This is a genomic window from Rhodococcus sp. 06-235-1A (genome assembly GCF_002258785.1).
GTDB lineage: Bacteria > Actinomycetota > Actinomycetes > Mycobacteriales > Mycobacteriaceae > Rhodococcoides.
Genome location: NZ_NOYI01000008.1, coordinates 1 through 25844, shown reverse-complemented (window position 1 = coordinate 25844; position 25844 = coordinate 1). Strand labels below are relative to the sequence as shown.

Genomic DNA, 25844 nt, shown 5'->3' with positions numbered 1-25844 from the left:
CCCACTACTTGGCCCGAATTCGTAGCGGGGCGTTGGTTGGATGGGTGTGAAATCCGACCACGAAGCATGCCTCGGGCCCGAGCGAACTAGTTGGCTGTCACTACGGTGCATTCGATCAACATGAACAGCGGGCGGGTGAAATTTTTCTCCCAAAATTCGTCGGACCGTCTCTGTTCTGCGGACGGTCGAGGCTCCAGAAGAGTCGTGATCGCGAACCCTGCCGCCGTGATCATGCCGATGTGCTGCTCCAACGAATAGAACTGCTGAAACGACTCGACGGGTGAAGTCAGTCCCCCGACATCGAACCGCTGTTGGACTGTTCTGACGCCGAAGTAGTCATCGATCGTGGACGCAAAGCCGACCCCGTCTCTTTCGCCGCGGGCGGCGTAGAAGCAGGGATGCATGGACAGCACCAACAAGCGCCCGGAGGGCCGGAGCACCCGGCGGAATTCATCGAACCGTTTAGCCGGGTCGGCTATGCCGTGGGGGAGACGGTTCGCCACTACGACGTCGATACTCGCGTCATCCAAAGGTAGGTCGGCCACGTCGGCGTGATGATATTCAGAGCGGAGGCATCCACCTTCGGGGTGCTCGCGAGCCGCCGTGATCAACTCTTCGCAGGTATCTACGCCGTGCACGTGCGCTGCCCCGTGTGAGATGAGTTCACGAGTGAAATACCCTTCGCCACAACCCGCGTCGAGCATATTCGCGCCGGTGCAGTCGCCGATCAGATTCATCAGGGCGACGTCGGTGACCTCCGTCTGAAATTTGTCGAGTCGTTGCCGAACGATGCGCTCCCAGTACTCCGCATTCTGCTGATACCCGCGCGATACTTCCAGGTCACCCAGCATCTCGTCTCCCTGTGTCATGTGTTCACGAGATCGCGGTGATCAGTGCGACGCACGCGGCCCGAACCCCACGATCTTCGATACCGTCGTCCAATCGGCACTTCACCGTCTGGGCCAACCGCGACTTCGCGGTCCCGAAGCCATTGTCGTGAGCCAGGACCGCCGGGATTGCCGACGTCACCAGGTAATGCACGTACGCCTCGTTCATGTCCTCTAGGTCATGCAGGATGATCGACACGGTGTCGCTGAGCGTTGTTGTCGACGGAATCGAGAAATCCGTCGACTGGGCGAGGTCCGAACTGTAGGAGGCGATGGACCATAATTCGTTGCGCTGCAATAAGGGGCTTACCTTCACACAAGCCGAGTAACTGCTGGATACGTCGACATCGCCACTGGCGAGAATTGCACCGATGATCGAGCTTCGGTACAGGAAGGCAGACCTTCGCTGTGGCGCGTCGCCGGCGATGACCATCGAGGTCCGATCGATCTTCGTGAGTTTGTGCACCAACATTCCTGAACCGACTGTGCCGTAGAGGGAATTGTCGGAAGTGCAGCTTTCGGACTCCACCATCCGCGTTGCTTGAGAAAGGAACTGGTCTTGGTTGATCAGTAGCGCGTCCGGTCCGATAGTGAACAGCGCATCGAGTGCGATGTCAGGAGCGGCTCCCCATGAGCGTGTCAGCCACGCGTGAGCGGATCGCTGGTCCTGACGCATCACACCGGCCGCCGCGCTCAGCACCGTGGCGAGGTGAATGCCTGAGTTCGGTTGCCGCGCAAACTTGCCGAGCACAGGCTTCGATATTTCCAAGCCTGCTTCTCGGCACTGTCGCAGCGCCCCTTCGAGAACGCGCGTGCGACTGCGCCGGGCGACATATCCGGCGAGGTCGGGAATGACCGCAACCAAGCTCTGAAGGGTAGAGCCGGCGATCTTGTCGAGCCAAAGGTGATCGGACCACAACCGCGAGACGGTGCTCGTCGATATACCGGACAAAAGGACGACATCGGCCATCGTCAGCGATGTCCGGCCGGAGATCGATGCCAAGGACTGAGGGCGCTGAAGTCCAGCGTTTTGCGGCCATGCCGGTTCAGGGCGGGGTGATTCTCCCCGCCTGTCCCCTTGGGGCGGCAGTTTCGTTACCAAAGTCCTCTCCCCCTGTCAACGGTGGTCCCGCCTACGTGACAACTGTAGCGGACGGTCGTTACTTTCCCTCATGATTCGTGGGTGGACCCGATCGACTCGATATCGCCGGGACCGCTGCACAACCGATCTGTTGGTACTTCGGAGAAAGGCACAACAATGTCTCGCACGATCATTCGCTGCTCGACTGTCATTGCTGCCACGGGTTTCGTGGCCCTTGCGCTGTCATCCGGGATGGCGCAGGCCCAGGACATCTCGAAAGCACCCGTGACGATCGCCGCTCCGGCCAGCCAGAGCGCCGGAACGTTGACGCAGGTTTCGGAAGCCGAGTTCGTGCTCCGGCCCAGCGAAGGAGTATCCGTTGCGGTAACCGCTACGGGTGCATCCCTTACCGACGGCATCACGTCCGAGGCCCTGCCGACGTCGGCAACGGACAAAACCGGTGCACCCGTCGAACTTCGGTACGTGCAGGGTGCGGACGGCCTACACATCCAGGTGATCAACCCCAACCAGTCATCCGCCGAACCTGCACCAGGGACCGAGACCCAGGAAGGTTTCTGGCAGTGTGCACTGGGCACTGCCGGTGGCGCGGGCGGTGGTGGGCTCGCTGGAGCGGGTGTCGGTTCTGCCTTGCCTGGACTGGGTACAGCTGCCGGTGGCATCATCGGTGGTCTCTCCGGCGCAGCCACAGGCGCAGCCGCATCGTGCTTCTGACATAGGAGGATTCCATGCGCACCGTCCTTTGGGCACCGCGTTTCGCCGCTGTGTACTTCCTCGCGGCTGTAGCACTGCTCGTACTGTTCATCGCCATCGATTCGAGCTTGGCAATAGCCGCGCCGCTCGTTCTGATTTTGATCGGACTGGGAGTTGCTGTGCTGATTCGGAATCGGACGGTTCGGCAATGACAAAATCCTGAGCGCGTCCTGACGAAACCCCGGAAAGCCCTTCGGTACAGCACTGCACCGAGGGGCTTTTCGGTTCCTGTAGAAGAGGAAGACATGATGCACCCAATTCGACTGCGCTCCTTGGTGATGGCGACCGCTGCGCTGGCACTGTCGATCCCGACCCTGGCTGGCTTCGGCGGATCGGCCTCTGCCGCGCCCACCACCGGTCTGACGTTAGACCCGGTTGGCTATCGCGTCGTCGACGGGAAACCTGATGTCGGCACACCACTCTCGGGCGTCGGTCTGACCGAGGACATCGGCTACTCGGCCACGGCATCGTCGAACGGGGCGGTCCTGCTCAGTCCGCGCTCGGTCATCGGGTCCGACGATCGGACTCAGGTCTACGACACGCAACTGAACCCCTACCGCCGCTCCGGTCAGATCACGGTGTTCGACAGTTCCCGAACGAGGACGGCTACCTGCACCGGCTGGTTGATCTCACCGACTGCTGTGGTGACCGCGGGGCACTGCCTCACCGACGGCACAGCGCCAACGGTCGACCTCGAATTCGCGCCGGCGCGCAATGGCGTCGGCAACGACCCATACGGCATATTCCGGGCGACGGAGGTGTGGTTCGACGCCCAGTACGGTTTGCCGGGTCGGGATTGGGGTCTGATCAGACTCGATGCCCCTGTCGGTGACGATGTCGGTTGGTACGGAATCGAATCGGTCGACAACGCGGACTTGGTCGGTCGCCAAGCACGAATCATCGGGTATCCCGGCGATAAAGCCGCAGGAACGATGTGGCAGGCCATCGACACCATCAGCGCCGAAAGCGACCGCATGCTGTCCTACGCGACCGATACGTTCGGTGGACAGAGTGGAGCAGCCGTGGCCACCGATGACGACGACACTGCGGTCGCAATCCACACCGACGGCGGGAGCACCAACAGTGGCACCGTCCTTTCTGGTGAATTGTTCAACACTCTCGCTCGGTTGCGGTAGGCCCGACAGTTCACGCCGCACGAGTACGACGTAGCTGTGCCAGGATTGAGCCGCGCATGCAGACCCACGTGAACGTTCGTCGACAAGGATGCCCACATGAAGAAGGCTCGACTCGGTTTTGTCAGTGGACTGTTCGCTGCCGCGGTGCTGGCCGTCAGCGTGATGGCCCCCGGAACCGCTGCCGCAGCACCTCTTCCGGTCGTCGGGCCCGGCAGTGGCTTCGTCACCACCGGAGGCATCGACGATCTCACCGCATGCTCCATCGCGGCAGTCGGATACGACGACGCCGGCCGACTCGTTGCGCTCACCGCAGGGCACTGCATCCTGCGCACGGGTCTGCCCGTCACCCTCGTCGGATCGCCCACGGCCCCGGTCGGCACTACGGCCGTCGGGCATTGGGGACCCGATTACGGTGTCCTCGTCCTCGATCCCACCAAGGTCACACCGGTGGCGAGTCTGGGCGGAATCACCGTGACGGACATCGGCATCGGATCGGTGGGTCAGCCGGTCTGCAAGAGCGGGCTCGGCAGCGGACTGACGTGCGGCACCATAGTCGACAACCGAGGCAGCGACCTGATGGCCGACGCCGTCACCGTCTGGGCCGACTCCGGCGCGCCCCTGGTGGCCGGCACCACGCTCGTCGGAATCGCCAGCCATGCCTCGGGCGCTCCGTTGCTCAGTCCCACCGCTTACGCGTCGGCGTCGGAATCGGTGCGGTTGCTGAGCGAGTCGGGGGCTCCGGGTGCGGGCTTCCGCCCGGTGGGAAGTTGACGCAGCCGGACGGCGCACGGTGAGCAAGCGAAACTTTGGGGACATCATCAGGGCGGGCTGGCGAATCCTCGCTGTGTCCGTTTTCGTATGCGTGTCCGTGGCGTTCGTATTTACATTGTTGGTGACGCCGGTATACGAATCGCGGGCTCAGATGTTCGTCTCCACGCCAGATCAGACCTTCAGAGAAGACACGTACAAGGCGGACTTGTTCTCGCAGCAGCGGCTCGTGGCGTATGCGGAACTGGTGAAAGGCAATTTTGTCACGTCCAGAGTCGTTGACGAGCTCGCACTCGATCTCAGTCCGGCGGAGCTGGCCCAGAAGGTGACGATGTCGTACTCGGTGGAGAGTGTCGTGTTCGACATCGTCGCTACCGACAACTCTCCCGAGATCGCACGAGACATCGCGAACGCCATGGCTGTCGAACTGAGTGAAGTGGTTGCAGATCTGGAGGCTCCCGAGGACGGTGAGACTCCCTCGGCAGCCGTCGGGATACGCAACCAACCCGAGGCCTCGTCTACTCCGGTCCGGCCGAACACTGCGCACTATCTCACGATCGGTGCTGTAGTGGGATTGCTTGTCGGTGTTGCGTTGGTATTCGCACAACTCCGTTTCGGAAGGGACCGGCCGTAATTCAGCCGGTACCGCGAATCTGCGCTTCTGTTCGAGCCTCGGCCTCTGCATAGTCGCGTGCCGATGCCTGTAGTTTTCGAGCGAGGTCTTTCACCTCGGTCGACAGCGTCGAGTCGGCTGTTTCCCACGCAGACACGAGGGCCGAGAACGCCACACCTGCTGCTCCCGGCCAACACGCTGTACCCGCCGACATGTCGCGTGCCACCACGGCCAGATCAGCAGACGCCCTCTCGATCGCAAGGTCGGTTCTGCCCGCTGCGTCGAGAAGCGCAGACACGACGACTTCCAGACGATCCCCCATCACATTCCTCCCCCGAGGCAGTTGGTGCCTGTCACTACGGTGAACGTAACACCCGGTTGGGACGGCGGTGGGCTGGTACCTTGACCGCGTGGTTGACATCGGGGGAATCAACGACTGGGACACGGCGGGGCTCGAGCGGCTCAGTCGCTCGCTCGCCAGCAGAATCAGCACCTTGATCGAACTGGGTGATCAGCTCGCTCGCCCCGAACTCGTCGACGGCTGGGTAGGGGAGACCAGCGAGGAGGCCCGCCGTGCGTTCGATGCCGTCGTAGACCGCCTGACCGACTCCGCAGCGCAGACCGGGGCCGTCAAGAGGCTCACCGACGACACCGAAAATGCCGTCACCGCGCTGAAGCGAGCGCTCGCCGACGTCTCGTCACTCGCTTTCGCGAACGACTTCGCCGTGTGCAACGACAACACCCTCTGGGACAGATGGGCTTTCGAGCGATCGCCGAATCAGACCGACGCCGAAGCCGCCGACCGTCAGCGACTGAAAGCCGAACTCCTCGACCGCGTCGGCGAAATCGTCCGTCGTGGAACGGACATCGAAGAGAACGCGGCCGGGATCATGACTGCTGCCGCGCAGAATTCGATCACCGACCACGGCAGCACCGACGTACGCGAGGCCGTCGATTTCGGCGGTGATCAAGGATCGATGAAGGCCCCGATGCCGCCGGAAGACGGCAAGCCCGCTGAGAACAACCAGTGGTGGGATTCGCTCACCGACGATCAGCGTGACTACGTCCGGTCCGAGCGCCCCTACTGGATCGGAGACCTCGACGGTATCCCTGCCGCCGAGCGGTCGACTGCGAACCTGGCGCAACTGGATCTCGATCGCAGCACCATCGACGGGCAGATCAACGAAGCGCGCGCTCGATTCGAGCAGACCGAGAACGCACTCGACGAGAAGAGACTGCAACTCGCACTGGACAAACGGGCATCTCTGGATGCCGTCGAACGCGTGATGTTCGAGCTGGGGGAGGACGGCAACGTGGCACGGGATCCGGAAGGAAACCGAATCCCGTTCCCGGACAGGCAATTGCTGTCTTTCGATGCCTCTCCGGGCCGGACGCTGGCAACCGCGGTGGTCGCGGTGGGAGACGTGGACACCGCCGACCACGTGTCCGTACACACCCCGGGCTTCACCAGCACCGTCGACGGCGGCCTGGCAAACCTGGTGGGCGACGTGAGGTCCGTGCGGGACCTGTCCGAGTGGCAACTCGACCACTACAGCACCGACACTGCCGGGCAGAGCGTCGCGTCGGTGGCCTTCATGGGATACGAGGCACCGCAGAACGTGGGGGTGCTGTCCGATGACATGGCACGGACGGGAGGCGACCGACTGGCGTCCTTCCTCGACGGCATCGACGCATCGCGCTCGGACGACCCCCATCTGACGGCCGTCGGACACTCCTATGGTTCTCTCACAACAGGATTCGCGCTGCAGGACGGTACCGGTGTGGACGACGCGGTGTTCATGGGATCGCCCGGTGTGGGTACCGACAACCTCGGCGCACTACACATCGGCGGTGACGCGTACACCCTCGCATCCGGCGGAGACGGTGTCGCTGCATTGGCCCGATTCGACGGTGATCCACGCGAGATCGCCGGAGTGCACGATCTCTCGACCCGAGCCGCAGACATCGTGATGCCCGACGGTACCGACGTCGCGCTCATGTCCACCGATCGATTCACCGGCCCCATCATCGACCGGATGGGAAGTCACAGTGATTACTACAAGCTGGACACCACCAGTCAGTTCAATCAAGCTGCCGTGGTCGCCGGCATTCCGGATGTGGCGGTGGCCCGATGACGACACCGCGACGCGCGTGCGCCGCCGTACTCGCTGCCGTATTCCTGGGAGGGTGCATGAGCAACACACCGGAGCCGTACGAGGGGGATCATCGTCAGCCCGGGAAGGCCGATTCGGAAATCAGGGCAGAGGAAACTGCCGCACTGACCGAGGAGTTGAAGCAACGGCCGGGGCGGCTGAGCGTTGTGGAACCGAAGTTCGAGCGAATGCAGGAGGAGATCAAGGCGGCGATCTCGACACTGGTGCCGGGCCTGGAATGGTCCACCACCCGAGCGCGCAGCGAATCACCCTGCAGCGCGCCATATTCGAACACGCCGGGGATCGAGGTGAAACTGCTGCCGTTCAGTTCCGATACTCCCATTCCGTCCGATCGATGGGCGGCAGTGCTCGAGGCAGTCGATTCCATCGCAGTGGCCAACGGTTTCGACGGAGTCGATCTCAATCACGAAGACGAGCAACGGCGCTCGGTGAGCATGCGCGACCCCGACGGCGGCCGGATACTGCTGGGTGCAGGCGGACGCACCGCGCTGATGATCACGACGGGCTGCTACTTGCGGTGATTCGGTGTGCGCTGAAGAGTCGCCCGCGCTACAGCCGTTCCGTTCCTGCTCGATGGGTCGGATCGATGAGGAACAGGCTACTGCCGTCCAATCCGTCTCTGCGGTGGATGTTTCCGCGTAATCCGGCTTCGACCAATCGCACGGCGATGTCGTAGATCTCGTAGAGGCGTTCGTCGGTGAGGTCGGGTCGAATTGCAAGATGGATTTCGTCGCCGATGTGCCGCATCACGGCCTGGAAGTTCGGGCTCACCGCGCTGTAAAGCTCCTGGCACTGGATCGCCAGCGCGTCGGTCATCACGTAGTCGTCCTCCGCGCCGAGCAACGGCGTCACACCGAAGTCCTCGAGCAGGTTGATCAACTGCACCCCACTGCGTCCGGCTGCCGTCGACCGATCGGCCAGCGAACCCGATTCCACCTCTTTGGTGGTGAAAATCAGAGTTGCCTCGGCGCTGGGGTCGAGTAGACCCAGATCGGCGCGCATCGCAGTGAGCAACAACGAGTGCATTCTGATGATGTACGCATGCTCGCTCTGCAGGCGCTCGTAGGCGGGAGTAGGGATTCGGGCTTCGGGTGTCAGCGGGGCCAATACCCGCCGGTCGATACCGGTCGACAATTCCAACGCCAACGGATGTACGCGCCTGCGCGCGACCACCAGTGCTGCGGTGAGCGCCAGATTCAATTGGTCGTAGGCTTTGTTCAACGCCCGCGTCGCAGCAGCGAGGTCACCCACCGGTGTGGAGACCACCGCCGCCAGAATTTCCTCGGCGACAACTCGATCGACATTCGACAGCGCAAACAGCAGCTCCTGGTATCGCGCCGTCACCTGGTCGCGGTTCCACGAGTCGTTGTCGCTCGACTGGCGCACTTGACGATCGACAGCAGTGTGCAGCGCCGCCACCTCGCGGGAAATGACGTCCTCGTTCGCGCCGACCCGACGCACGGTCAACGCCGCCCACGCAGCACCGAGCGCGGCAATGACGACGACGATCAAAGTCCACAACGCAATTGCGGACACACCCGACTCCGAAGCAGCCAAGACGCTGGTAGTCATCGCTACATCATGCCGGACTGTGTTACCCAACGTCCTTCTTTCGCCGTACTACCTGCAGTTGCGGCATTCGGGACTACCTGCGCCGCGATACGACGCGGGTCGTTGTCGGGCAACGAAGCGATGAGAATTCGGCGCGGATGCGACGCGGGCCCGGTGATGAGGTACTTCTGACCGGGCCGTACGCGGGCTGCTTCGGCGAGTACCTGTTCCGACGGGGAATCAGGTTCGCGCAGTGCGTCGGACACAATGCGGCGAGGGTCGTACTGGCGCAAGTCCAGCGATTCCCACTCGCTCCGACGCAACGGAACGCCCATCTCGTCCTCCGCTGCGCTGCGGGTGGTGTCGACGAAACGGCGCACGGAGCGCACGGCCCGCGCGAGTTGATGGGCATACCCGGGGAGCCGCGATGGACCGAGGACGAAGCCCGCGACGATCGCTACCAGGAACAGTTTCTCGAAGGTCAAGCCGAACATGATGTGAGCTCCGGTTTCGGTGGTGTGAGGGCGCGTCGTGCGGCTCGCCTGTCGTGTATCTCGGTGATCGCGACGGCCGCACCGAACAGGGTCGCCATCGGCAACGCGACCAGGAACATGGAGAGGACGTCGGCGGCGGGAGTGACCAGTGCACTGAACAGCGCGATGGCGACGACGCTGAGCCGCCAGCTGCTGCGCAGTCTCTGTGCGGAGAGGATGCCCAGGCAGTTCAACATCACCAGCAGCGCGGGGAGGACGAAGGCGATACCGGTGGCCAGCACGATCCTCATGACGAAATCCACGTAGTACGAGGCGTTGAGGATGGTGCTGTCCTCGTCGGAGGAGAAGCCGGCGAGCACGCTGACCATGCGCGGAAAGATGGTGAATCCAAACACGCACCCGGCCACGAACAGTGGAGCCGCTGCAGCCGAGAACCCGTACACGTACTTCTTTTCCCGACGCGTCATGCCGGGGGTGAGATAGGCGAACAGCTCGCGCAGCCAGACGGGGCTCGACACGATCACGCCGGTGAACAGTGCGATCCTGAGTTCGAGATCGAAAGCGCCGGTGACAGTGTCGAAGTTGAGACTCGCCTGACGGGTGAGGGCCAGCTCTTCGACAGGGGCACGCAGGATGTCGAGGATCTGATCGGAGAGGGCGAATCCGATCGCAATGCCGACGAGAAGCGACACCGCCGCGCGAACAGCGCGGCGACGTGCCTCGCAAATGTGCCCAGCGAGGGGCATCACACCTCGCGCGGCGGTGGTTGTGGTCATGACGCGTGTCGGTACGGAACCGTGACGTGTTCAGCGTCGGCGGCGTCATCGCGGTTGGTAGTCGTCTTGTCCTCGCGCACTTCGTCTTTGAGGATGCGCATCGACTGGCCGACGCCCTTGGCGAGTGCGGGTAGCTTGGTGGAGCCGAACACGAGCAGAACGATGGCGAGGACGATGAGGGCGTGCCATCCGGTGAGGTTGTGCAACATTGTGATTCCTTCGGTTGTGGGGTAGGTGCGATCAGTTGGTGGGTGCGGTACCGGCGGCGGGTGGGCCGCCTGCGGGTGGAGTGCCGCCGCCCATCGGAGGCTGACCGCCACCTCCTGCAGGTGCTCCTCCACCTGTGGCCGGTTCGGTGGTGGTGTCGATGGCCACGGCCAAAGATCCGACGTAGCCGGAAGTGGGGTCGCCCGAGAACGTCCCCATCTCGAGGTCGTAGCCGTCCCCGAACACATTGTCGTTGTCGAGGCTGCCGAGCTGAGCCAGGTTCTTCGCGGAGTTCGGGTAGGAGTCGAGTTGATAGATCGCGTCGAGAATGTCCTGAGGGAACGCGACCTGCGAGGTAGCAATAGCGTTGTCCGCGTTGGTTGCTGACGCCGCGTCGGGATAGACCTCGAAGTGCATGTGGGTCCAGCGACCCGAGTAGCATCCGGGGACGATGGTCTCGAATGTGACTGTGCCATCGGAGTTTGCCGCTTGAATGCCGCGCAGATACGTCTCGTCCTCGACACCCTCGGAGTACATCGAATACTGGCCGTCCGCATCGCACTGCCACAGGTAGACGGCAGCACCCTCGAACGGTCGATTGTCGTTCGCGAGGTCGGTGAGTGTGAAGGTGAACGAGAGCGGCACTCCGCTGACCGTCGTGCCGCCGTCGAGACTCGACGTGATATCGCTGCGCACGATTCCCGATTCTTCGAGAACATTGACGCCGTTGGTGCCGTCGGCCGGGTAGGGGCCGTTGGTCTCCTGGGGGATTTCACTCGTGGCGCTCGCGGTGGTCGCCGTCGTGGAAACTGCTGTGGTGGTGCTGCTTCCGGCGTTCGAGCTGGTAGAGCAGGCAGCCAGTGCGAATGCCCCGGCCCCGGCACCGACGATACTGAGGACGCGGCGGCGAGTGATCAGGGTGGTGATGTCGAACCCGGCACCCTGATCGACCACTTCCTCGGCGGGGCGGTCGAGTAGTCGTCCCTCGTAGGTGGGACCGGCAGAAGTGTTGATGGGCTGGGGGTTTGGGGGCGTCGGAATTCGGGTCATCGTCGGATCTCCTCTGAGATGGCATCGGTGTTTTCGGTAATGCCAATACTCTGGGATGTTCCGGTGAGGACGCTGAACCCTCGCTGCAAGGTTCCTGTGAGCCCGGGGCGGTCGGTTTTGCCAGAATGGATAGCTAAGGCTAACCTACAAATTCGATCACCGAGACACAGGACTTTCATGACTCATCGCGCAACTTCTTGCTTCGCTGCAGTGCTCACCGCGGTGGTGGCCGCGTCCATCGCGCTCGCCGGCTGCAGTTCGTCCGATAGTGCCGACGCCCCGGCCGATGCGCCGTCTACCGGCTCGTTTCCTCTGACCGTGCAGCACATGTACGGCGAGACCACCCTCGACGCAGTGCCAGAACGAGTGGCTACCTGGGGATTCGGTACCACCGACGCGGTACTCGCCCTCGGCATCGTGCCGGTGGCCATGCCCTCGGCCGAATACGGCGGCGGTGACGATCTGATCTACCCGTGGATATCCGATGCGATCGATTCGAGTGGCGGGCCGGCACCGATTCTGCTCGACAACGTCACCAACGCCTTGACGGTCGAGAAGGTGTTCGCCGCCGATCCCGATGTGCTGCTGGCCCCGCACTCCGGCCTGACGCAGGCCGAATACGACGCGGTGACCGACGCGGGAATCCCCGTCATCGCCCCGCCCGAAGAGCTGTGGTCGACGCCGTGGCGTGACGTCATCACCACCACCGGAGATGTTCTCGGCGTTCCGGATCGGGCCCGCGATCTGGTGTCCGATCTGGACCGACAGGTGAGCGAGGCAGGTGCGCAGCATCCCGAATTCGAGCGCCGCACAATCGCATACGTGTCGGAGGCTGCCGACGTGTACTACCTGCTGCTGCCGTCGGACCCTCGGGTGGAGCTGCTCGAGAACCTCGGCTTCGTCTCGCCTGCATCGGTGACCGATCTCGCGACCGATGACGCCACCTACTCGACCACGGTCTCGGCGGAGAACATCTCGAAAATCGACGCCGATGTGGTGTTCACTCAGGTCGACACCGACGACGCGCTACAGCAATTCGTCGATTCGCCTGTGTCACGGCAGATTCCGGCAGTCGCGGCGGGTGCAGTCGCCGGGTTCGTCGGCCAGGAAGCCGGAGCTGCAGTGGGTCCGACGGCGTTGTCGATTCCGTACTTCCTGCCGACTCTGGTCGACGGTCTCGCAGCCGCCGTCAACAACGCCGGCTGAGTACTACCGAGGAGCGGTAGTCTGACCGGGATGTCCGTCCGTCGACTCCGGGAGTGCCCATGACCTCACGCTTGCCCGACGTGTTCAGCCCGTCGGCCGTGCAGTACGGCGAGACCGTCAGAGTGGATGACCGCACGACCGTTCTGCCGGTATCGCGTCGATCGGCTCGGGGAGCAGAGACCGCCGTGGGGTTGTTCACCATCACCGACGGCACGGCCACATGGACTCCGGCTGTCGATATGGGCCGCATCCATCTGATCGGTGCACTCACCGGCCTCATTGCCGCGACATTGGGATGTGCGGCGGTCGTGAGGCGGCCACCGTGGCCGAACGTCACCATCGATCGTTGAGGGGTCACGCCCGACGAAGGACGTCCCGTGTGAGCTCGAGCTGGCCGAGGTGCTGGGCCAGCTCGCGCACCAGGTGTGTCAATACCCACTCCGGGGTGGCGGTGGCGAGCTCCGGGCGTGTGGTGCCCATGACGGTCCGATCGCGAATCCCTTCGTGCAGTGCGGCATTCACCCACTTGGGTAGACGCGCCCGAACCTCGTCGACCCGTGTGGTCAGATCGTCGACCCGGCCCTCGGCCGTGAACTCGGCGGCGCGGTCCCGCGGGATCTTCAGGCCGGCGATCACCGAGCCCGCCCAGTACTCGATCACGGCGACGCAGTGGAACACGATGGCGTACGGACTGTTGGCACCTGGCAGGTCCGGTTTCGTGTTGGCCAGCTCGTCTCCCAGGTCCCGCAGGATGTCCGTCATGGACGACAGGCTCTGGCCGGTGATCGCCAGAGTGGCGTCAGCGACACGGCTTTCGACGTCGTCTTGCTGCGACGTCACCACGGGTTCTTTGCTCTGCACCATCGGACCGTACACCGGGTCGAGCTGCTCGCGGCGTCGAGTCGACATGTGCGGTGAGCTGGCATCCGTCGTGGGCAATTCCGCGGAAGAACGCTAACTTTGCGGTTGTGTTCACCGACATCGAAACTGCCCGGCTGATCCTGCGTCCCCTGCGTGACGAAGATCGACCGACGATGATCGAATTGCACACCGATCCCCGCACCACCCGATTTGAATCGGACCCGCCCGACGCCGCACAGGTCGACCTCATGGTCGACTCGTGGCTGGCACACTGGACAGAACACGGGTACGGGTACTGCGCGGTGAGCACCCGCATCAGCCCGAACGTGATCGGGCTGGCAGGGATTCGAGTCCGTGACTTTCACGGCGAACGTGTGCTGAACCTCGCCTACCGCTTCGGTCCGGAGGTGTGGGGCCACGGCTACGCGGTGGAGGCGGCAACAGCAATTGTGGACTGGCGTGCCCGCACGCTGCCGTGGATTCCGTTGGTGGCGAGCGTGAATGTGGCGAACGAACGCTCGGGCCGAGTAGCCGAACGCGCCGGCTTCACCGAGTACACGGAAGAGTTCTACGACGGTGCGCACTCGCGTCACTACCGACTCGATGCGACCCAATGAGACTCAGTGGCACTGTCGCCGGTTCACACTGCTCGGGTAACCCGAACCACCGCGTCGCGCAACGTTTTCGGGTGCACACCTGTACCGACGACGGTCCGGGAACGCTCGATTGCGGTATCGACGCGCCAGGAGGAGGCGTCGAACAGGGTAGTGATGTTTTTCGCGGTGACGGTGGCCTCGCGCGGTGGTGCCCCCTCGTGTGAATGATGGTGCGCGGCATCGAGCAGATGCCCGACGATGAGCAACGAACCGCCCGGTGCCACCCACTGCGAAATGTGTCGATAGAAGTCCAATTGCGGAATCGACGGATGCGCGTAGTGGGTCATGACCAGATCCCATCGCTCGTCAGGATTCCAGGTGGTCAGATCGGATTCGATCCAGGTGACGTCGACCCCGGCATTCTGTGCCTGCTGTGCGGCGGCATCCAGAGCAGCAGCGGAGATGTCGGCACCGGTGACCCGCCAGCCCTGTTCGGCAAGCCAGATCGCTTCCGCCCCGGCACCACATCCTGCGTCCAGTGCGGTGCCGGGCGTCGACCCAGCTGTTTCCTCCACGAGATACGGATTCGCTGCGACGGTATGGGATGTTCTGTCATCCCAGTGGTGCTCCCAATAGTCCTTGTCGAAGGCGTGCGTCATGTCATGGCCTTTCGTGGCGGTGTGTGATTCCAGAGTGACAGCCCCAACGGGGATATGGCAACTAAATTTGCCGTATCGGCAAGTTGCACGGAATTCGCGCTGTGTCAGCGGGGTGCGTCGGTGACCATTCGATTGCGGCCGGAGCGTTTCGCCTGAAACATCAGTGCGTCGGCTCTGTCGAGTGTGTTGCGAAGACCTTCGTTCGGTCGCTGGACCGTGTACCCGGCGGAGAACGTCACCCCTGAATTGGTGGTGGCGGCCGCAAGAGCCTCGAGGATCCGAAGAGCACCACGACGATCGCAGTTGCGGAGGGTGATCGCGAATTCCTCTCCGCCCCATCGTGCCAGGAGTCCCTCGGCACCGATGCAGTTGCGGGCCGTCGACGCGAAGTCACGGAGCAATGCATCGCCGGCTGCGTGACCGAAGTGGTCGTTGAACTGTTTGAAGTGGTCCAGATCGAGAACTGCGACGACTGTGTCGACCGAATCGTCGTCGACGACGGACACGGCATGGTCCGACCAGCCGCGACGGTTGAGAGCCCCGGTCAGTTGATCCGTTCGGGACGCACGCAGGATGCCGTCCTCGACCTCTTTTCGTTCGGTGATATCGAGAACGGCGGCGAGCGTCCACTCGGCATCGGACGGGCCGGTGAAAGGAACCAGAGTCAGTAGAGCCCAGCGAATCTCGTCGTTCGGTCGAACGAACCTCACCTCGACCTTCACGGATTTGTCTGCGGCCGTCCCGGCAGCCATCAGATCCTCGACGCTGCTGTGGAGTGCGAGGTCGTCCGGGTGAGTGTGGACCGTCGCGGATCGACCGATCAGTTCCGCGGAGGGCAGGCCCACGAGTTCGCAATAGGCGGCATTGACGGCGACGAACAATCCGTCGGCGTCGGAGAGAGCCTGCGCCACGGGGCTGGCGGCGAACATGCGCCGGTACCAGTGATCCTCCACGACGTAACGACCCGCTCTCTCCCCTTCCTGCATCGCGAGTCTAGTCCAGGCCGGGTCGAGCTCAACGACATGTGCGTCTGCCGGAAGCTCGCTCCGGCCGACTGTTGCGGGAGTTGTCGCCAGTAGGCAGTGAAACTGGCACGAATGTACGACTTTCGGGAACCGTTCGCGCTCGGGCCCCGTCGAAGTGGTGGGTAGCAGTTCGACAATGGGGGCTTTTCGATGATGAAGAAGTGGCGTGAAGTGACGAGCGCCGAGTGTCAACGGGATTTCGACGACCTGCTCGACGTGTGTATCGAGATCGCCTCCGAGCGCATCACCGAGAAGTGGGGCCTCGAACCGGTGGCGGTCGTCAATCACATCTCCGACGGTCAGAGGGTCCTCGCGTTGGAGGCGGAGGCACCGTCGAACGTGGCAGTTCATACGACACTCGTCGACCGGTTGCGTGCCACGTCCAGTGATCTCCGGTCGTACGCCATCGTCTCGGACGCGACCGTCGAGGGGGCGTCGGACATGCATCTCGAGGTTCTGCTCGAACACCGCGACTACGCGATGCACATTCTCGTTCCGTACCTGCTGCCCGATACGACGACCTTCGACCTGGGACCGATGAGAGCGTCTGTGGGGCAGCGACTTCTGTGGGGTTGAATCCGGCCGGCGTCGCCGGAGCAGGAGATTGGCACTCTCGACCGTCGAGTGCCAAAATGGAGTCACATTCTTACCCGAAAGGAGTCGACAGTGACGGTCACCTCTTCCAACTTCGATGCACGTGAGTTGGACGAAAACACGCCCCCGAAGTGGTGGAATCGGCGCATCCGTACCCGCGCTCAGGTGACCGAAATCGCCGTGATGTTCGGTGCCCTGTCCGTGGTCTCGTTCTGGGCCGCCGGACTCGGCGTCGCCGCCGGCATCATTGCCGTCGCCTCCGCATTGTGGGCCGATCGCACCCCCGACCTCACCGGTGAGCGCGCCGAACGCACCGACACGGCGTTGGCTGTCGGTACCGGAATTGTCGGCGTCATCGTCGGTGTGGGTTTCCTTGCGATGGTGCTGTAGAGCGACTTCGTCGCACGTGTACGGAAACTCGTAGCCCGCTACGAACTTCTGTGCACGGCAATGGTGCGCGAAAGTCTTCGAGGCCGGTCGACCGCACAGCGGTCGGCCGGTTTTGTCGTTCGAAACGAATTCCTCGAGTATCTGCGACGGTCCGTTGCACTAACTCGGTTTATGTGTGACGCTGTGTTGCGTACACATTGCTCGGACGCAGGCGGAAGGAACACCATGACTGCAGTCGACGACTCACGAACGCTCTACCGAGACACCTTGCATGCGCTGTCGACGGCATCGGTGCATCAGCATTTCGACGCCTTCCTCGACATTCCGTGGGACGAGCCCGAGTACGCGATCGTTCCCAACGATCCGCGCTGGGTGCTGCCCGACGCCGACCCACTCGGACACACCGACTGGTACAAGTCACTTCCCCTGGACCGGCAGATCCACATCGGTATGTATCGCCAGGCCAGCATGGTCAAGGTGGGACTGCAGTTCGAGCAGATCCTCATCAGCGGCCTCATGCACTACGCCCTGACGCTGCCCAACGACTCACCCGAATTCCGGTACTCGACGCACGAGGCCACCGAAGAGTGCCACCACACCCAGATGTTCCAGGAACTGGTGAACCGCATCGGCATCGACGTGCCGGGCGGGCCCGCGTGGTTCCGCAAGATCGTGCCGGTGCTCGCGCTGTTCGCCAGTCGATCTGCACCGTTCGGATTCTTCGTCGGCGTCCTCGCGGGCGAAGAGCCGATCGACCACATGCAGAAGGGCGTCCTGCGTGCCGGTAGCGTCGGACACCCACTCGTCCAGCGCGTGATGCAGATTCACATCGCCGAGGAAGCCCGTCACATCGGCTTCGCGCATCAGTTCCTGCGGTACAAGGCTCCTCGTCTCGGCACCTTCGAGAAGGCATCGATATCGATCCTGACGCCCGTCATCATGCGATTGCTCTGTGACGTCATCATGAAACCGAGCAAGCAGATGCGACGCGACCTCGACATCCCCGACGAGGTCGTGGACGCCGTGTGGTGGAACAGTGACTCGTCACGAAAGGCATTGCGCGACACTTTCGGTGACGTACGGATGCTCGCCGGCGAACTGGGACTGATGAACCGCGTGTCCCGACGCGTGTGGCGCGCTCTCGGTATCGACGGACGGCCCTCGCGCTACCGCAGTGAGCCGTCGTTCGGCTGAGCTCCTCGGGCGGCTTCGACAGGAACGGTTTCGAGGGGGACCTGAGGTATCGCGATCCCGCGGGACGCCCCGAGACCCTTGACCTGAAGCCAGATGGTGTCGGCCAGGAACGTGGCGAAATGGTCCAGGCCGGTGCGTGATTCGGTCTGCCCACTCCAACTGCGCACCGCGCCCATGCATCCGGAGACCAACCCTGCCACCCACGGCCGCACCAACGACCAGTCGTCTGTCGTCAGGTCCGCATGGACGAGCGCGAGGAACGCGGCGACGCTGACCTCGAGCTGCTCGGCCAGCATCGCGTTGGTCTCTTCGAGAGGAGTAGGCGACTCGGCGCTCACATCCTGCTCGACGAAACGCGTCCACGCGGGATGTTCGGCAACCCACCGCACGTAGGTACTCACCACGCGGTGGACCACATCACGAGGGGTCCCGGTCAACTCGAAGGAGGTGACCAGGGCTGCCGACAGTTGATCGCAGATGGCCCGCTGAATCGCGGTGTCGAGGTCGGTGCGGTCGCGAAAATGACGGTAGAGCCCGGTGCGATGGACCCCGGCTTCGGCGGAGATCTGGGCGGTGGTGAGCCGCTCACCGGGAGCGATATCGCGCGCCAGAACCGTCATGGCGGCGTCGATGATATGGCGTCGACGATCGGTGTTGTGCTGTTCCCAACGCCGCTTACGGCCATCGGACTTCGGGCGTTGGCCAGCGTCACTCATGCTGCATGATCTCACGTCCGCATCGAGTGAGGCCGTCAGTTGCTGCGTTTACGAAGCGCGAACAGCACACCTGCAGCACCGACCACGGCCACCACCGCCCCGATCGTCCAGAGTGGGAAGCCGTTGTCCTCGACCACCTCGGTGTCCTGAGGTGCGGCCTGCGCGGCCTCGTTGGTGAAGTCGAGGTCCGCGACCGGCGGTGCGGCCGCAGCCTGGGTGAGTTGGAACGGGACGCTGCCGGTGATCGGATGTCCGTCGGCGGAGACCACTCGGTAACCGATGGTGTACTCGCCCGCCGCGCCGAGCCCGTCCAGATCGACGGTCACCGTGCTGCCGTCGACGCTGGGATCCGATGCTGCCCAATCGATCCCATCGGGTGCAATGACGGTAACGGTGGCGAAGTTCGACTGCACCGCCTGATTGAACGTCAGGGTCACCTCGTCCGGCGCGGCGTCGAGCGCGGCGTTCTCGGCAGGGTTGCTCGACTGCAGAGCCGCGTGCGCCGACGCCGGAGCGATCGACAGCGTCGTCGCAGTGAGAATGGCGGCTGCAATCACGGCCAGGCGTTTCATCGGATGCTTTCTTGTTGTGGTGCAGGGTTATTCGTGCGAGGGCTCGCCGGTGACCTTGTGATCGGCGAAATTGAGGCCCTCACGCACGAGACGAGCGAGGTGACCGTCGGCCAAGCTGTAGATGACATTGCGGCCGTCGCGTCGAGTGTCGACGAGTCCGGTGAATCGGAGCTTGGCCAGATGCTGACTGACGGCGGTGCGCGATGTTCCGGTGGCGGTGGTCAATGCACTGACGTCTGCGGGGCCGCGGTCGAGTAGCCACAGGATGTGGAGTCGGGTGGGATCGGAGAGCATCCGAAAGGTGTCGCTTGCCGTCGCGAGGCGCGCTGAGTCCGGTTGGACGGCATGGTCGAGACTGATGCGCGGTTCCTTCTTCGGTGGCATCGAACGTCTTCTCCCTACGCGGAGACGACGACCGGATCACGGGTGCGACTCCACAGGCGTGCTGCGGACAGTCCCGCTAGTGTAGCCAAGCCGGTGAGCACCGCAGCCGCGGTGAACTGTCCGAATTGCGCCCCCACCCAACCGGCGACCGGGTACGTGATCAGAAACGCCGCATGAGAGAGCGAGAACTGCGCCGTGAAGATCGACGCTCGAGTGGTCTCGTCGGACTCACGACGCAGAATTATGGCCGACGGTGTGTTGATCATCGAGGTTCCGATGCCCAGGATCGACCAAGTTGTGGCGAGAGCAATCCAGGCCGATGGTCCTCCGCTGAGGGTCGAGACCGCCGTTGCTGCGGCGGTTCCCGCGACGGCTACTGCGGCACCGGTGAGCATGAGGCGGTGATCGTTCGTGGATCTGAGTACTCGTGGGACGAACAATGCTGCGACCATCGAGCCGGCACCGTAGAAGCCCAGCGCGAAGGCCAGTGAGCTGCTGCTGCCGCCGAACAGATCGCGAACGTAGACCACGGAGTTGACGGTCACCAGTGCGGTGGCTGCAGCAACGACCGTGTTCAGTGCCAGTAAGCCCTGCAGCTCATGGCGCTTCAGGAACGTCCTGATTCCGTCGGTCGGCCTGTTGTGCTCGGCAGCAACGTGTTTCGGCAGAAGAGTCCCGATCACCATCGCCGCGGAGACGACGAAACCCAGTGCCGTGCCGACGAACAGGGTGTGGAAGCTGATCACCGTCAACAATGCCGCTGCGATCAGCGGGCTCACCAGGGACTCGAGGTCGTAGGCGAGCCGGGACAGCGTCAGTGCGCGGGTGTACTGCCGTGTGTCCGGAACGACCGACGGGATGACGGCCTGGAAGGTGGGCGTGAAGGTTGCCGACGCTGCCTGCAGAACGAAGATCAGGACGTAGATCTGCCATACCTGATCGACGAAGGGCAATGTCAGCGCGGTGAGTGCTCGCACGACATCCGCGGTGACGAGTACGAGCTTGCGGGGGAGCGCGTTCGTCAGAGACGAAACAATCGGTGCGACAAAAACATACGCGATCATCTTGATCGCCAGGGCAGTGCCCAGCACTGCTCCGGCGGAGCTGCCGGCGATGTCGTAGGCGAGTAGACCGAGAGCGACCGTCAGCAACCCGGTGCCCAGCAGCGCAGCAACTTGCGCAGTGAAGAGGCGTCGGAAAACGATGTTGTTGCGAAGCATGACTTCAACGTACACACGTGTGCGCACTTGCGCACTCGTGTATTTTTTGGATTGAGCCTGTTGCAGGCGAAATGCGACACTCTCCGGTAACGTCTAGCGGTCGGCGTTACAAATGAGGTGGTTCATGACCGTCACCCGCAACACATCGAACGAGGTGATGCGTCGCGCCGTCGATCAGCTGCCGTCGATGATCGGCTACTGGAACAGCTCGCTCCGAAACGTCTTCGCCAATCAGGCTCATGCCGACTACTTCGGCATCGAACCGCCGGATTTGGTCGGCATGCACATCAGCGAACTGCTGGGAGATGTTCTGTACGAACTGAATCTGCCGCACATCACCGGTGTCCTCGGCGGCGAGCTGCAGCAGTTCGATCGCACGCAGATAGACGTTCGCGGCGCGGTTCGTGCCACCCAGTCCACGTATGTCCCCGATATCGCACACGGTGTGGTCGTGGGTTTCACCACGATGGTCGTCGACATCAGCGCGCGCGCAGAGATGGAACGCCAACGAGACCGAGCGATCCGGCTGTTCCAGATCGGGATGGAGAACGCCCCGATCGGCAAAGCGGTCCTCACGGTGGACGGACGATGGCTCCAGGTGAACAAGGCCCTGTGCGAACTACTCGGTTACACGGTGGAAGAACTGCAGGACAAGACCTTTCGCGATCTCACTCATCCCGATGACATTCCCCTCGCCGACGAGCACCTGCGAGGATTGGCCGACGGAACCCTCACCAGCGTCGCGTCCGAGAAGCGATACATCCGCAAGGACGGTGCCACCATCTGGGTGCAGCGCAACGCCACCGCGGTGCGCGACGCCGAGGCCGGTGACGTGATCATCGCGCAGATCCAGGACATCACCGCACGAAAGACCGCGGAAGCGACACTCGAACGCCAGGTGCTGATCGACGACCTCACCTTGCTGGGGAATCGTCGACGACTCATGGCCGAGTTGAACAGTCTGAAGGTGATGGCCACCGATCGGCCGGTCGGAATGCTCTTCGTGGACGTCGACGAGTTCAAATCCATCAACGATCGATTCGGGCACGCAGTCGGCGATCGAGTACTCGCCGCGCTCGGACGACGCATCCTCGACAACACTCGTGCTCAGGACATCGCCTGCCGCGTCGGCGGTGACGAATTCGTCGCCCTGCTGCACAGTGCCAGATCGGCCGAGGGAGTCGAACGGCTCGCCGACCGAGTCCGCGGACTCCTCGCCGGTCCCTACGACATCGACGGCACCGACATCCCGGTATCGGTGAGCGTCGGATGGAGTTGGGAACCGACCACGGACCCGGACCAGCTGCTGCGCATCGCGGACGAACGAATGTATTCGTCCAAGCGCGCCTGAGGTTCTGGATCAAGGCGGGTTTCAGTCGGTCGGAGTGCAACAGAGTCGCATTCATTCGCCGTCGGGGTGCGGGTGCGGGGTGCGGTCGGGTGGGGTCGGTTCTTTCGCAAACGCGCGCGCGTTTGTCAGACGCGAGCGGATTAGGCCCGAATCGGACGCGATCTTGCGCGCGTTCAGCAAACGCGCGCGCGTTTGCGGACGTGGTCACGACGTCAGATCGATCTCGGTCCCTACTCCGGTGGCACGGGCGCGGTGAATGACCAGTTCGGCAACAGCGAGATCCTCCAGTCCGATGCCGGTGGAGTCGAAGAGTGTGATCTCTGCGTCGGTGGAGCGTCCGGTCTTCCGGCCGGTGATGACATCGCCGAGCTCGGTATCGAAGTGACTGTCGTCGACGGCACCCTCGGCGATCGCCAGCAGTGCATCACCCGACTTCGACAGGGCAGTGGCGATGCTGTCCACTACCACCCTCGACCGTGCCATGGCCGTACCGTCGACCTCGCGTTCGTTCGGGCGCGGTGCGGCCCCGACGACGTTGAGGTGAGTGCCGGCGTTCAACCACTGCCCGAACAGGATCGGCTCGACGGACGGAGTGAGCGTGCAGACGATATGGGACTGTCGCACAACGTCTTCGACCGATACGGCGTGTTCGATCTTCAGGTCCAAGTCCGCGATGCCGTCGCGAAACCGTTCCACCGTGTCCGCGGATCGCGACCAGACCACGATGCTGTCGAGATCGCGGATGCTGGACAGCGCACGGACGTGTTCGACGGCCAAATTTCCTGCTCCGACAACTCCGACGACGGAGCTGTCGGCACGTGCGAGGTGCGCGGTGGCCACGGCACTGGCGGCAGCGGTACGAATCGCCGTGATCGCCCGGCCGTCGAGCACCGCGACGCACTCGCCGGTGCGAGTCGACGTCACCAACATGGTCGAGCGCTGCCGGGGAAGGCCGCGTGCGCGGTTCCCCGGCAGGTCCGACAACACCTTCACCACTGCGAGCTCAGCGGTGCCGGACTGCGCCACCATGGGGATGATCCGACCGTCCTCGGTCCCGTCCATCGACGGCGGAGCCGGATTCTGAGCGCTGCCAGTGGACAGCTCGCTCAGAGCGCGCTCGACCGCACCGAACACTGCCGCGCGGTCGAGCAGCGACGAGATCTCCGAATGACGCAGTACCAGTGTCATGGTCAGCCGACCGCCGTGAGCTCGGCTGCGTCGACCACGCGAGAGGTGACCAGGTCTGCGAACGACGGTGCGGAGCGAACCATGCCTTCCTCCTGCAGGATTCGCATCCAACGGTCGCTGGCATCACCGTCGATGCGAACGGTGTCCCAGGTCTGCGACTGCTGAATTCTGGTGCAGGCCGCAGAGAGCGTCGGCATTGCAATGTTCGGCCAATGCTCGGCAAGCAGCGGCTGGAGCTCGGTTACCGGGGTGGCCTTGACGGTCGCCATCGCGGCGTCGAGACCTGTTGCGAACTTCACGAGTCGTTCTTCGAGCTCCTCGAAACGATCTGTGCGGCAGTAGTACACACTGTTCGGTCCGAGTCCGCCGACCTCGGCGTACTCGACGACGATATGGCCGGTACCGCGATCGGACATGATCTGAGTGGTGGTGATGTCGAGGATGATCGCGTCGCCCAGGCCGTCCTCGAACAGTTCGACGAACATCGGCGTCGACAGGTCCCGTAGGAAGGTGGTGCGCGACGAATCGACTCCGCTCTCGCGCATCATGCCTGCGGTGATCGCATACGGTGCGCTACCCCCGATTCCCGGAGCCAGCACCGTCTTTCCGGTCAACATCGACCAGCTGAATCCCTGCGGCGTCGGTTCCCGCATGACGAGGGCCTTGGGAAACTGGTGATTGAGCTGTGCGAAGACCGTGAGCTGTCGTGATGTGCCCCAGTACATTCCGGGGACCCACAGACCGCCGAGAGCGATGTCGGCTTCGCCGCTGGCGAGGTCGTCGAGCACGCCGGTCCACGGGTCGCAGGCCTTGGCGTGGACGGACAGGCCGTTGTCCGCGAAGAGTCCGGCGTGGTCGGCGTAGTACTCGGGAAGGTAGTTCAGTCCGTGCGCCGTAGCGGAGATGGACAGGTGATCGGTCATGGTGTTCTCTACTTTCTTTCGTGATAGGGCTCTGAATTACGCTGCTACGAGTTCCTTTTCGTTCACCGCCTCCAACGATCGGCCGAAGGTCTCCGGGCCGAACTTCGCGGCGACGACGAGGAGGACGTACATGCCGGCGATCATCATGAATACTCCAGCAACACCGGCGATATCGAAGAAGAAGAGGGCTGCGAACGGCATGACGGCTCCGGCGACATTGCCGATTCCGTTGACTACCGAGGTGCCCATGCCGCGGATGGACGTGGGGAACAGTTCGGGTGTCCATACCGAGAGCATCGTGTTGAGCATCATCGTGAAGAACTGGAAGATCGCACCGAGGATCAAGATGGTGGCGACGCTGTTCGCCAGGGTTGCGAAGGCGATGGCGGAGATGCAACCCAGAGTCGCAGCGGTCATGACGGTGGGGCGTCGACGGACGCGTCCGGCCAAATAGCATGCGGCACAGGCTCCGAACAGGCTACCGATGTTCATGATCATCGTGAACAACAGCGAATCGGTGAGCGAATAGCCGCGGGAGACCAACAGGATGGGCATCAGGAACAGCAGCGTGACCTGAGCACCGAAGGACATCCACGATGCGGCTCCGACGGCGGCTGTGCGGCGCAAGTTCTGTCCCTTGAATACCTCGGCGTAAGACGTCTTCTCGGTGGTGGGGAGAATGTCGTCGGCAGTGACGAATTGCCTTGTCGGTCCCGGGTTTCGGAGACCGGAGATGGAGCCGCTGGCCAGCCTCGTGAGGCTGCGATTGGCCTCGTCGACCCGGCCCTTGGACATCAGGAACCGTGGCGATTCGGGCAGATAGCGCCGGAAGAAGACGACCAATACGGCTGGCAGCGCGAGGATTACGTAGGTCCAGCGCCACGAGGTGTCGTCGCCGCCGAGCATGCCGCCGAGCGGGCCGAGTACCAGCATGAAGAAGCCGAAGGAGGCGATATTGCCGATGCCGCCGGACGAGATGTTGAGCGTCGCCAGCAATGAGCCGCGGTGACGGGTAGCGACGAGTTCGGCGAGAATGGCCAAGCCGACAGTGAATTCGCCGCCGAGGCCGATGCCGACGATGAAGCGGCTGGCGAGCAACATCTCGTAGCTCACGGCCGCGGCGCTGATCAGGCCACCGAGCGTGTAGACGAGCAGGTTGAGGCTCAACGCCGTTCGTCGACCCCAGCGGTCTGCGATGTATCCGCCGACGAGGCGTCCGACGAGACCGCCGATCACGGTGGCGGTGTTGATGAGAGTCAATTGCGCGTTACCGATTCCGAGTGATTCCTTGATGAGCGGTCCCATCGCGCCGGTCGAGTTCTGCTCCAGGCTGTCGAAGAACAGACCGGCCATCAGCAGCAGGATCACTGCGCCCTGCACTCGGGTGAAGCCGATGCGATCGAGAGCATTGGTCAGTCCTGATGCGGGTGGCGGGGTGGGTTCGTTCGGGGGGATGG

32 protein-coding genes are annotated in these 25844 nt (G+C 63.2%); 14 read left to right on the top strand and 18 right to left on the bottom strand.

From position 1 onward, the window contains the following. Nucleotides 1-86: 86 nt before the first annotated feature. Together CH275_RS05175 and CH275_RS05170 are read right to left on the bottom strand one after the other, a co-directional pair. Nucleotides 87-851 carry a class I SAM-dependent methyltransferase gene (locus CH275_RS05175; RefSeq protein WP_179275992.1) on the bottom strand — a complete coding sequence of 255 codons (765 nt, stop codon included), beginning with the start codon at nucleotides 849-851 and terminating at the stop codon, nucleotides 87-89. A gap of 22 nt (nucleotides 852-873) precedes the next feature. After that, complete coding sequence (locus CH275_RS05170; RefSeq protein ID WP_143546690.1) at nucleotides 874-1890, bottom strand: hypothetical protein; 1017 nt, start codon at nucleotides 1888-1890, stop codon at nucleotides 874-876. Nucleotides 1891-2145: 255 nt separating this feature from the next. Here CH275_RS05170 and CH275_RS05165 point away from each other — a divergent pair, with 255 nt between their 5' ends. The 5 genes from CH275_RS05165 to CH275_RS05150 all read left to right on the top strand — a co-directional run bounded on the left by CH275_RS05165 (nucleotide 2146) and on the right by CH275_RS05150 (nucleotide 5277). Beyond that, the gene (locus CH275_RS05165; protein ID WP_094675868.1) at nucleotides 2146-2700 is read left to right on the top strand and encodes a hypothetical protein; all 555 of its coding nucleotides are present in this window, start codon (nucleotides 2146-2148) and stop codon (nucleotides 2698-2700) included. Between the two features lie 14 nt (nucleotides 2701-2714). Continuing rightward, entirely contained in the window at nucleotides 2715-2891 is a 177-nt protein-coding gene (locus CH275_RS29380; protein ID WP_179275991.1) for a hypothetical protein, read from the top strand. Nucleotides 2892-2984: 93 nt separating this feature from the next. Beyond that, complete coding sequence (locus tag CH275_RS05160; protein ID WP_218828749.1) at nucleotides 2985-3875, top strand: trypsin-like serine peptidase; 891 nt, start codon at nucleotides 2985-2987, stop codon at nucleotides 3873-3875. A 96-nt stretch (nucleotides 3876-3971) separates the two neighbouring features. Continuing rightward, on the top strand, nucleotides 3972-4646 hold the full coding sequence (locus CH275_RS05155; protein WP_094675864.1) for a hypothetical protein: 675 nt from the start codon (nucleotides 3972-3974) through the stop codon (nucleotides 4644-4646). Further along, nucleotides 4618-5277 (top strand): YveK family protein, encoded by a 660-nt coding sequence (locus tag CH275_RS05150; RefSeq protein ID WP_094675862.1) that lies wholly within the window; start codon nucleotides 4618-4620, stop codon nucleotides 5275-5277. The genes CH275_RS05155 and CH275_RS05150 overlap by 29 nt, the downstream gene beginning before the upstream one ends. 1 nt (nucleotide 5278) lies before the next feature. Here CH275_RS05150 and CH275_RS05145 read toward each other — a convergent pair whose 3' ends face one another. Next, nucleotides 5279-5578 carry a WXG100 family type VII secretion target gene (locus tag CH275_RS05145; protein WP_179275989.1) on the bottom strand — a complete coding sequence of 100 codons (300 nt, stop codon included), beginning with the start codon at nucleotides 5576-5578 and terminating at the stop codon, nucleotides 5279-5281. Between the two features lie 88 nt (nucleotides 5579-5666). Here CH275_RS05145 and CH275_RS05140 point away from each other — a divergent pair, with 88 nt between their 5' ends. Beyond that, nucleotides 5667-7391, top strand: coding sequence for an alpha/beta hydrolase (locus tag CH275_RS05140; protein WP_143546688.1), 1725 nt, complete (start codon nucleotides 5667-5669; stop codon nucleotides 7389-7391). 56 nt (nucleotides 7392-7447) lie between these two features. After that, complete coding sequence (locus CH275_RS05135; RefSeq protein ID WP_179275988.1) at nucleotides 7448-7951, top strand: LppA family lipoprotein; 504 nt, start codon at nucleotides 7448-7450, stop codon at nucleotides 7949-7951. A 28-nt stretch (nucleotides 7952-7979) separates the two neighbouring features. On the opposite strand, the gene CH275_RS05130 is transcribed toward CH275_RS05135, so the two are convergent. Genes CH275_RS05130 through CH275_RS05110 form a run of 5 tightly spaced genes read right to left on the bottom strand, consistent with a single transcriptional unit; the run spans nucleotide 7980 to nucleotide 11508 of the window. Then, nucleotides 7980-9002, bottom strand: coding sequence for a hypothetical protein (locus tag CH275_RS05130; protein ID WP_094675854.1), 1023 nt, complete (start codon nucleotides 9000-9002; stop codon nucleotides 7980-7982). 2 nt (nucleotides 9003-9004) lie between these two features. Beyond that, nucleotides 9005-9475, bottom strand: coding sequence for a preprotein translocase (locus tag CH275_RS05125; RefSeq protein WP_256990860.1), 471 nt, complete (start codon nucleotides 9473-9475; stop codon nucleotides 9005-9007). Beyond that, on the bottom strand, nucleotides 9463-10251 hold the full coding sequence (gene tatC / locus CH275_RS05120) for a twin-arginine translocase subunit TatC (protein WP_094675852.1): 789 nt from the start codon (nucleotides 10249-10251) through the stop codon (nucleotides 9463-9465). Before tatC ends, CH275_RS05125 begins: the two co-directional genes overlap by 13 nt. Then, nucleotides 10248-10460, bottom strand: a complete 213-nt coding sequence (tatA, locus tag CH275_RS05115) for a twin-arginine translocase TatA/TatE family subunit (protein WP_094675850.1) — start codon at nucleotides 10458-10460, stop codon at nucleotides 10248-10250. Before tatA ends, tatC begins: the two co-directional genes overlap by 4 nt. 31 nt (nucleotides 10461-10491) lie before the next feature. Then, entirely contained in the window at nucleotides 10492-11508 is a 1017-nt protein-coding gene (locus CH275_RS05110) for an intradiol ring-cleavage dioxygenase (RefSeq protein ID WP_094675848.1), read from the bottom strand. Nucleotides 11509-11685: 177 nt separating this feature from the next. Between CH275_RS05110 and CH275_RS05105 the strand changes: the two genes are divergently transcribed. After that, nucleotides 11686-12714 (top strand): ABC transporter substrate-binding protein, encoded by a 1029-nt coding sequence (locus CH275_RS05105; protein ID WP_094675846.1) that lies wholly within the window; start codon nucleotides 11686-11688, stop codon nucleotides 12712-12714. Between the two features lie 59 nt (nucleotides 12715-12773). Next, nucleotides 12774-13064: a hypothetical protein gene (locus CH275_RS05100; RefSeq protein ID WP_094675844.1), complete on the top strand. Its 291-nt coding sequence runs from the start codon at nucleotides 12774-12776 to the stop codon at nucleotides 13062-13064. 4 nt (nucleotides 13065-13068) lie between these two features. On the opposite strand, the gene CH275_RS05095 is transcribed toward CH275_RS05100, so the two are convergent. Next, a complete protein-coding gene (locus tag CH275_RS05095) occupies nucleotides 13069-13623 on the bottom strand; it encodes a DinB family protein (RefSeq protein ID WP_256990859.1) in 555 nt (184 codons plus the stop codon). Nucleotides 13624-13682: 59 nt separating this feature from the next. Here CH275_RS05095 and CH275_RS05090 point away from each other — a divergent pair, with 59 nt between their 5' ends. After that, nucleotides 13683-14192: a GNAT family N-acetyltransferase gene (locus CH275_RS05090; RefSeq protein ID WP_218828748.1), complete on the top strand. Its 510-nt coding sequence runs from the start codon at nucleotides 13683-13685 to the stop codon at nucleotides 14190-14192. A gap of 23 nt (nucleotides 14193-14215) precedes the next feature. On the opposite strand, the gene CH275_RS05085 is transcribed toward CH275_RS05090, so the two are convergent. Further along, a complete protein-coding gene (locus CH275_RS05085; RefSeq protein ID WP_094675842.1) occupies nucleotides 14216-14830 on the bottom strand; it encodes a class I SAM-dependent methyltransferase in 615 nt (204 codons plus the stop codon). Nucleotides 14831-14934: 104 nt separating this feature from the next. After that, the gene (locus CH275_RS29375) at nucleotides 14935-15816 is read right to left on the bottom strand and encodes a GGDEF domain-containing protein (RefSeq protein ID WP_179275987.1); all 882 of its coding nucleotides are present in this window, start codon (nucleotides 15814-15816) and stop codon (nucleotides 14935-14937) included. Between the two features lie 189 nt (nucleotides 15817-16005). Between CH275_RS29375 and CH275_RS29370 the strand changes: the two genes are divergently transcribed. The 3 genes from CH275_RS29370 (at nucleotide 16006) to CH275_RS05070 (ending at nucleotide 18033) form a co-directional block, all read left to right on the top strand. Next, nucleotides 16006-16431 (top strand): hypothetical protein, encoded by a 426-nt coding sequence (locus CH275_RS29370; protein WP_179275986.1) that lies wholly within the window; start codon nucleotides 16006-16008, stop codon nucleotides 16429-16431. A gap of 90 nt (nucleotides 16432-16521) precedes the next feature. After that, the gene (locus tag CH275_RS05075; RefSeq protein WP_094675838.1) at nucleotides 16522-16839 is read left to right on the top strand and encodes a hypothetical protein; all 318 of its coding nucleotides are present in this window, start codon (nucleotides 16522-16524) and stop codon (nucleotides 16837-16839) included. A 225-nt stretch (nucleotides 16840-17064) separates the two neighbouring features. Next, nucleotides 17065-18033 carry an AurF N-oxygenase family protein gene (locus CH275_RS05070; RefSeq protein ID WP_094675836.1) on the top strand — a complete coding sequence of 323 codons (969 nt, stop codon included), beginning with the start codon at nucleotides 17065-17067 and terminating at the stop codon, nucleotides 18031-18033. On the opposite strand, the gene CH275_RS05065 is transcribed toward CH275_RS05070, so the two are convergent. The 4 genes from CH275_RS05065 to CH275_RS05050 are packed head-to-tail and all read right to left on the bottom strand — an operon-like array spanning nucleotide 18006 to nucleotide 20925. After that, nucleotides 18006-18749: a TetR/AcrR family transcriptional regulator gene (locus tag CH275_RS05065; protein ID WP_094675834.1), complete on the bottom strand. Its 744-nt coding sequence runs from the start codon at nucleotides 18747-18749 to the stop codon at nucleotides 18006-18008. The two genes, CH275_RS05070 and CH275_RS05065, sit on opposite strands and share 28 nt — an antisense overlap. Nucleotides 18750-18784: 35 nt before the next feature. Beyond that, nucleotides 18785-19321 (bottom strand): copper resistance CopC family protein, encoded by a 537-nt coding sequence (locus CH275_RS05060; RefSeq protein WP_094675832.1) that lies wholly within the window; start codon nucleotides 19319-19321, stop codon nucleotides 18785-18787. Between the two features lie 27 nt (nucleotides 19322-19348). Then, nucleotides 19349-19705 (bottom strand): ArsR/SmtB family transcription factor, encoded by a 357-nt coding sequence (locus tag CH275_RS05055; protein WP_094675830.1) that lies wholly within the window; start codon nucleotides 19703-19705, stop codon nucleotides 19349-19351. 14 nt (nucleotides 19706-19719) lie between these two features. Continuing rightward, nucleotides 19720-20925 carry an MFS transporter gene (locus CH275_RS05050; RefSeq protein WP_094675828.1) on the bottom strand — a complete coding sequence of 402 codons (1206 nt, stop codon included), beginning with the start codon at nucleotides 20923-20925 and terminating at the stop codon, nucleotides 19720-19722. Nucleotides 20926-21049: 124 nt separating this feature from the next. Here CH275_RS05050 and CH275_RS05045 point away from each other — a divergent pair, with 124 nt between their 5' ends. Continuing rightward, a complete protein-coding gene (locus tag CH275_RS05045; protein ID WP_179275985.1) occupies nucleotides 21050-22276 on the top strand; it encodes a GGDEF domain-containing protein in 1227 nt (408 codons plus the stop codon). Nucleotides 22277-22480: 204 nt separating this feature from the next. Here CH275_RS05045 and CH275_RS05040 read toward each other — a convergent pair whose 3' ends face one another. The 3 genes from CH275_RS05040 to CH275_RS05030 form a co-directional block, all read right to left on the bottom strand. Continuing rightward, nucleotides 22481-23464 (bottom strand): ornithine cyclodeaminase family protein, encoded by a 984-nt coding sequence (locus CH275_RS05040; RefSeq protein ID WP_094675824.1) that lies wholly within the window; start codon nucleotides 23462-23464, stop codon nucleotides 22481-22483. A gap of 2 nt (nucleotides 23465-23466) precedes the next feature. Then, the gene (locus tag CH275_RS05035; protein WP_094675822.1) at nucleotides 23467-24387 is read right to left on the bottom strand and encodes an ABC transporter substrate-binding protein; all 921 of its coding nucleotides are present in this window, start codon (nucleotides 24385-24387) and stop codon (nucleotides 23467-23469) included. A gap of 36 nt (nucleotides 24388-24423) precedes the next feature. Beyond that, nucleotides 24424-25844 (bottom strand): MFS transporter (locus tag CH275_RS05030; RefSeq protein WP_256990858.1); only part of this gene is annotated, 1421 nt, incomplete at its 5' end.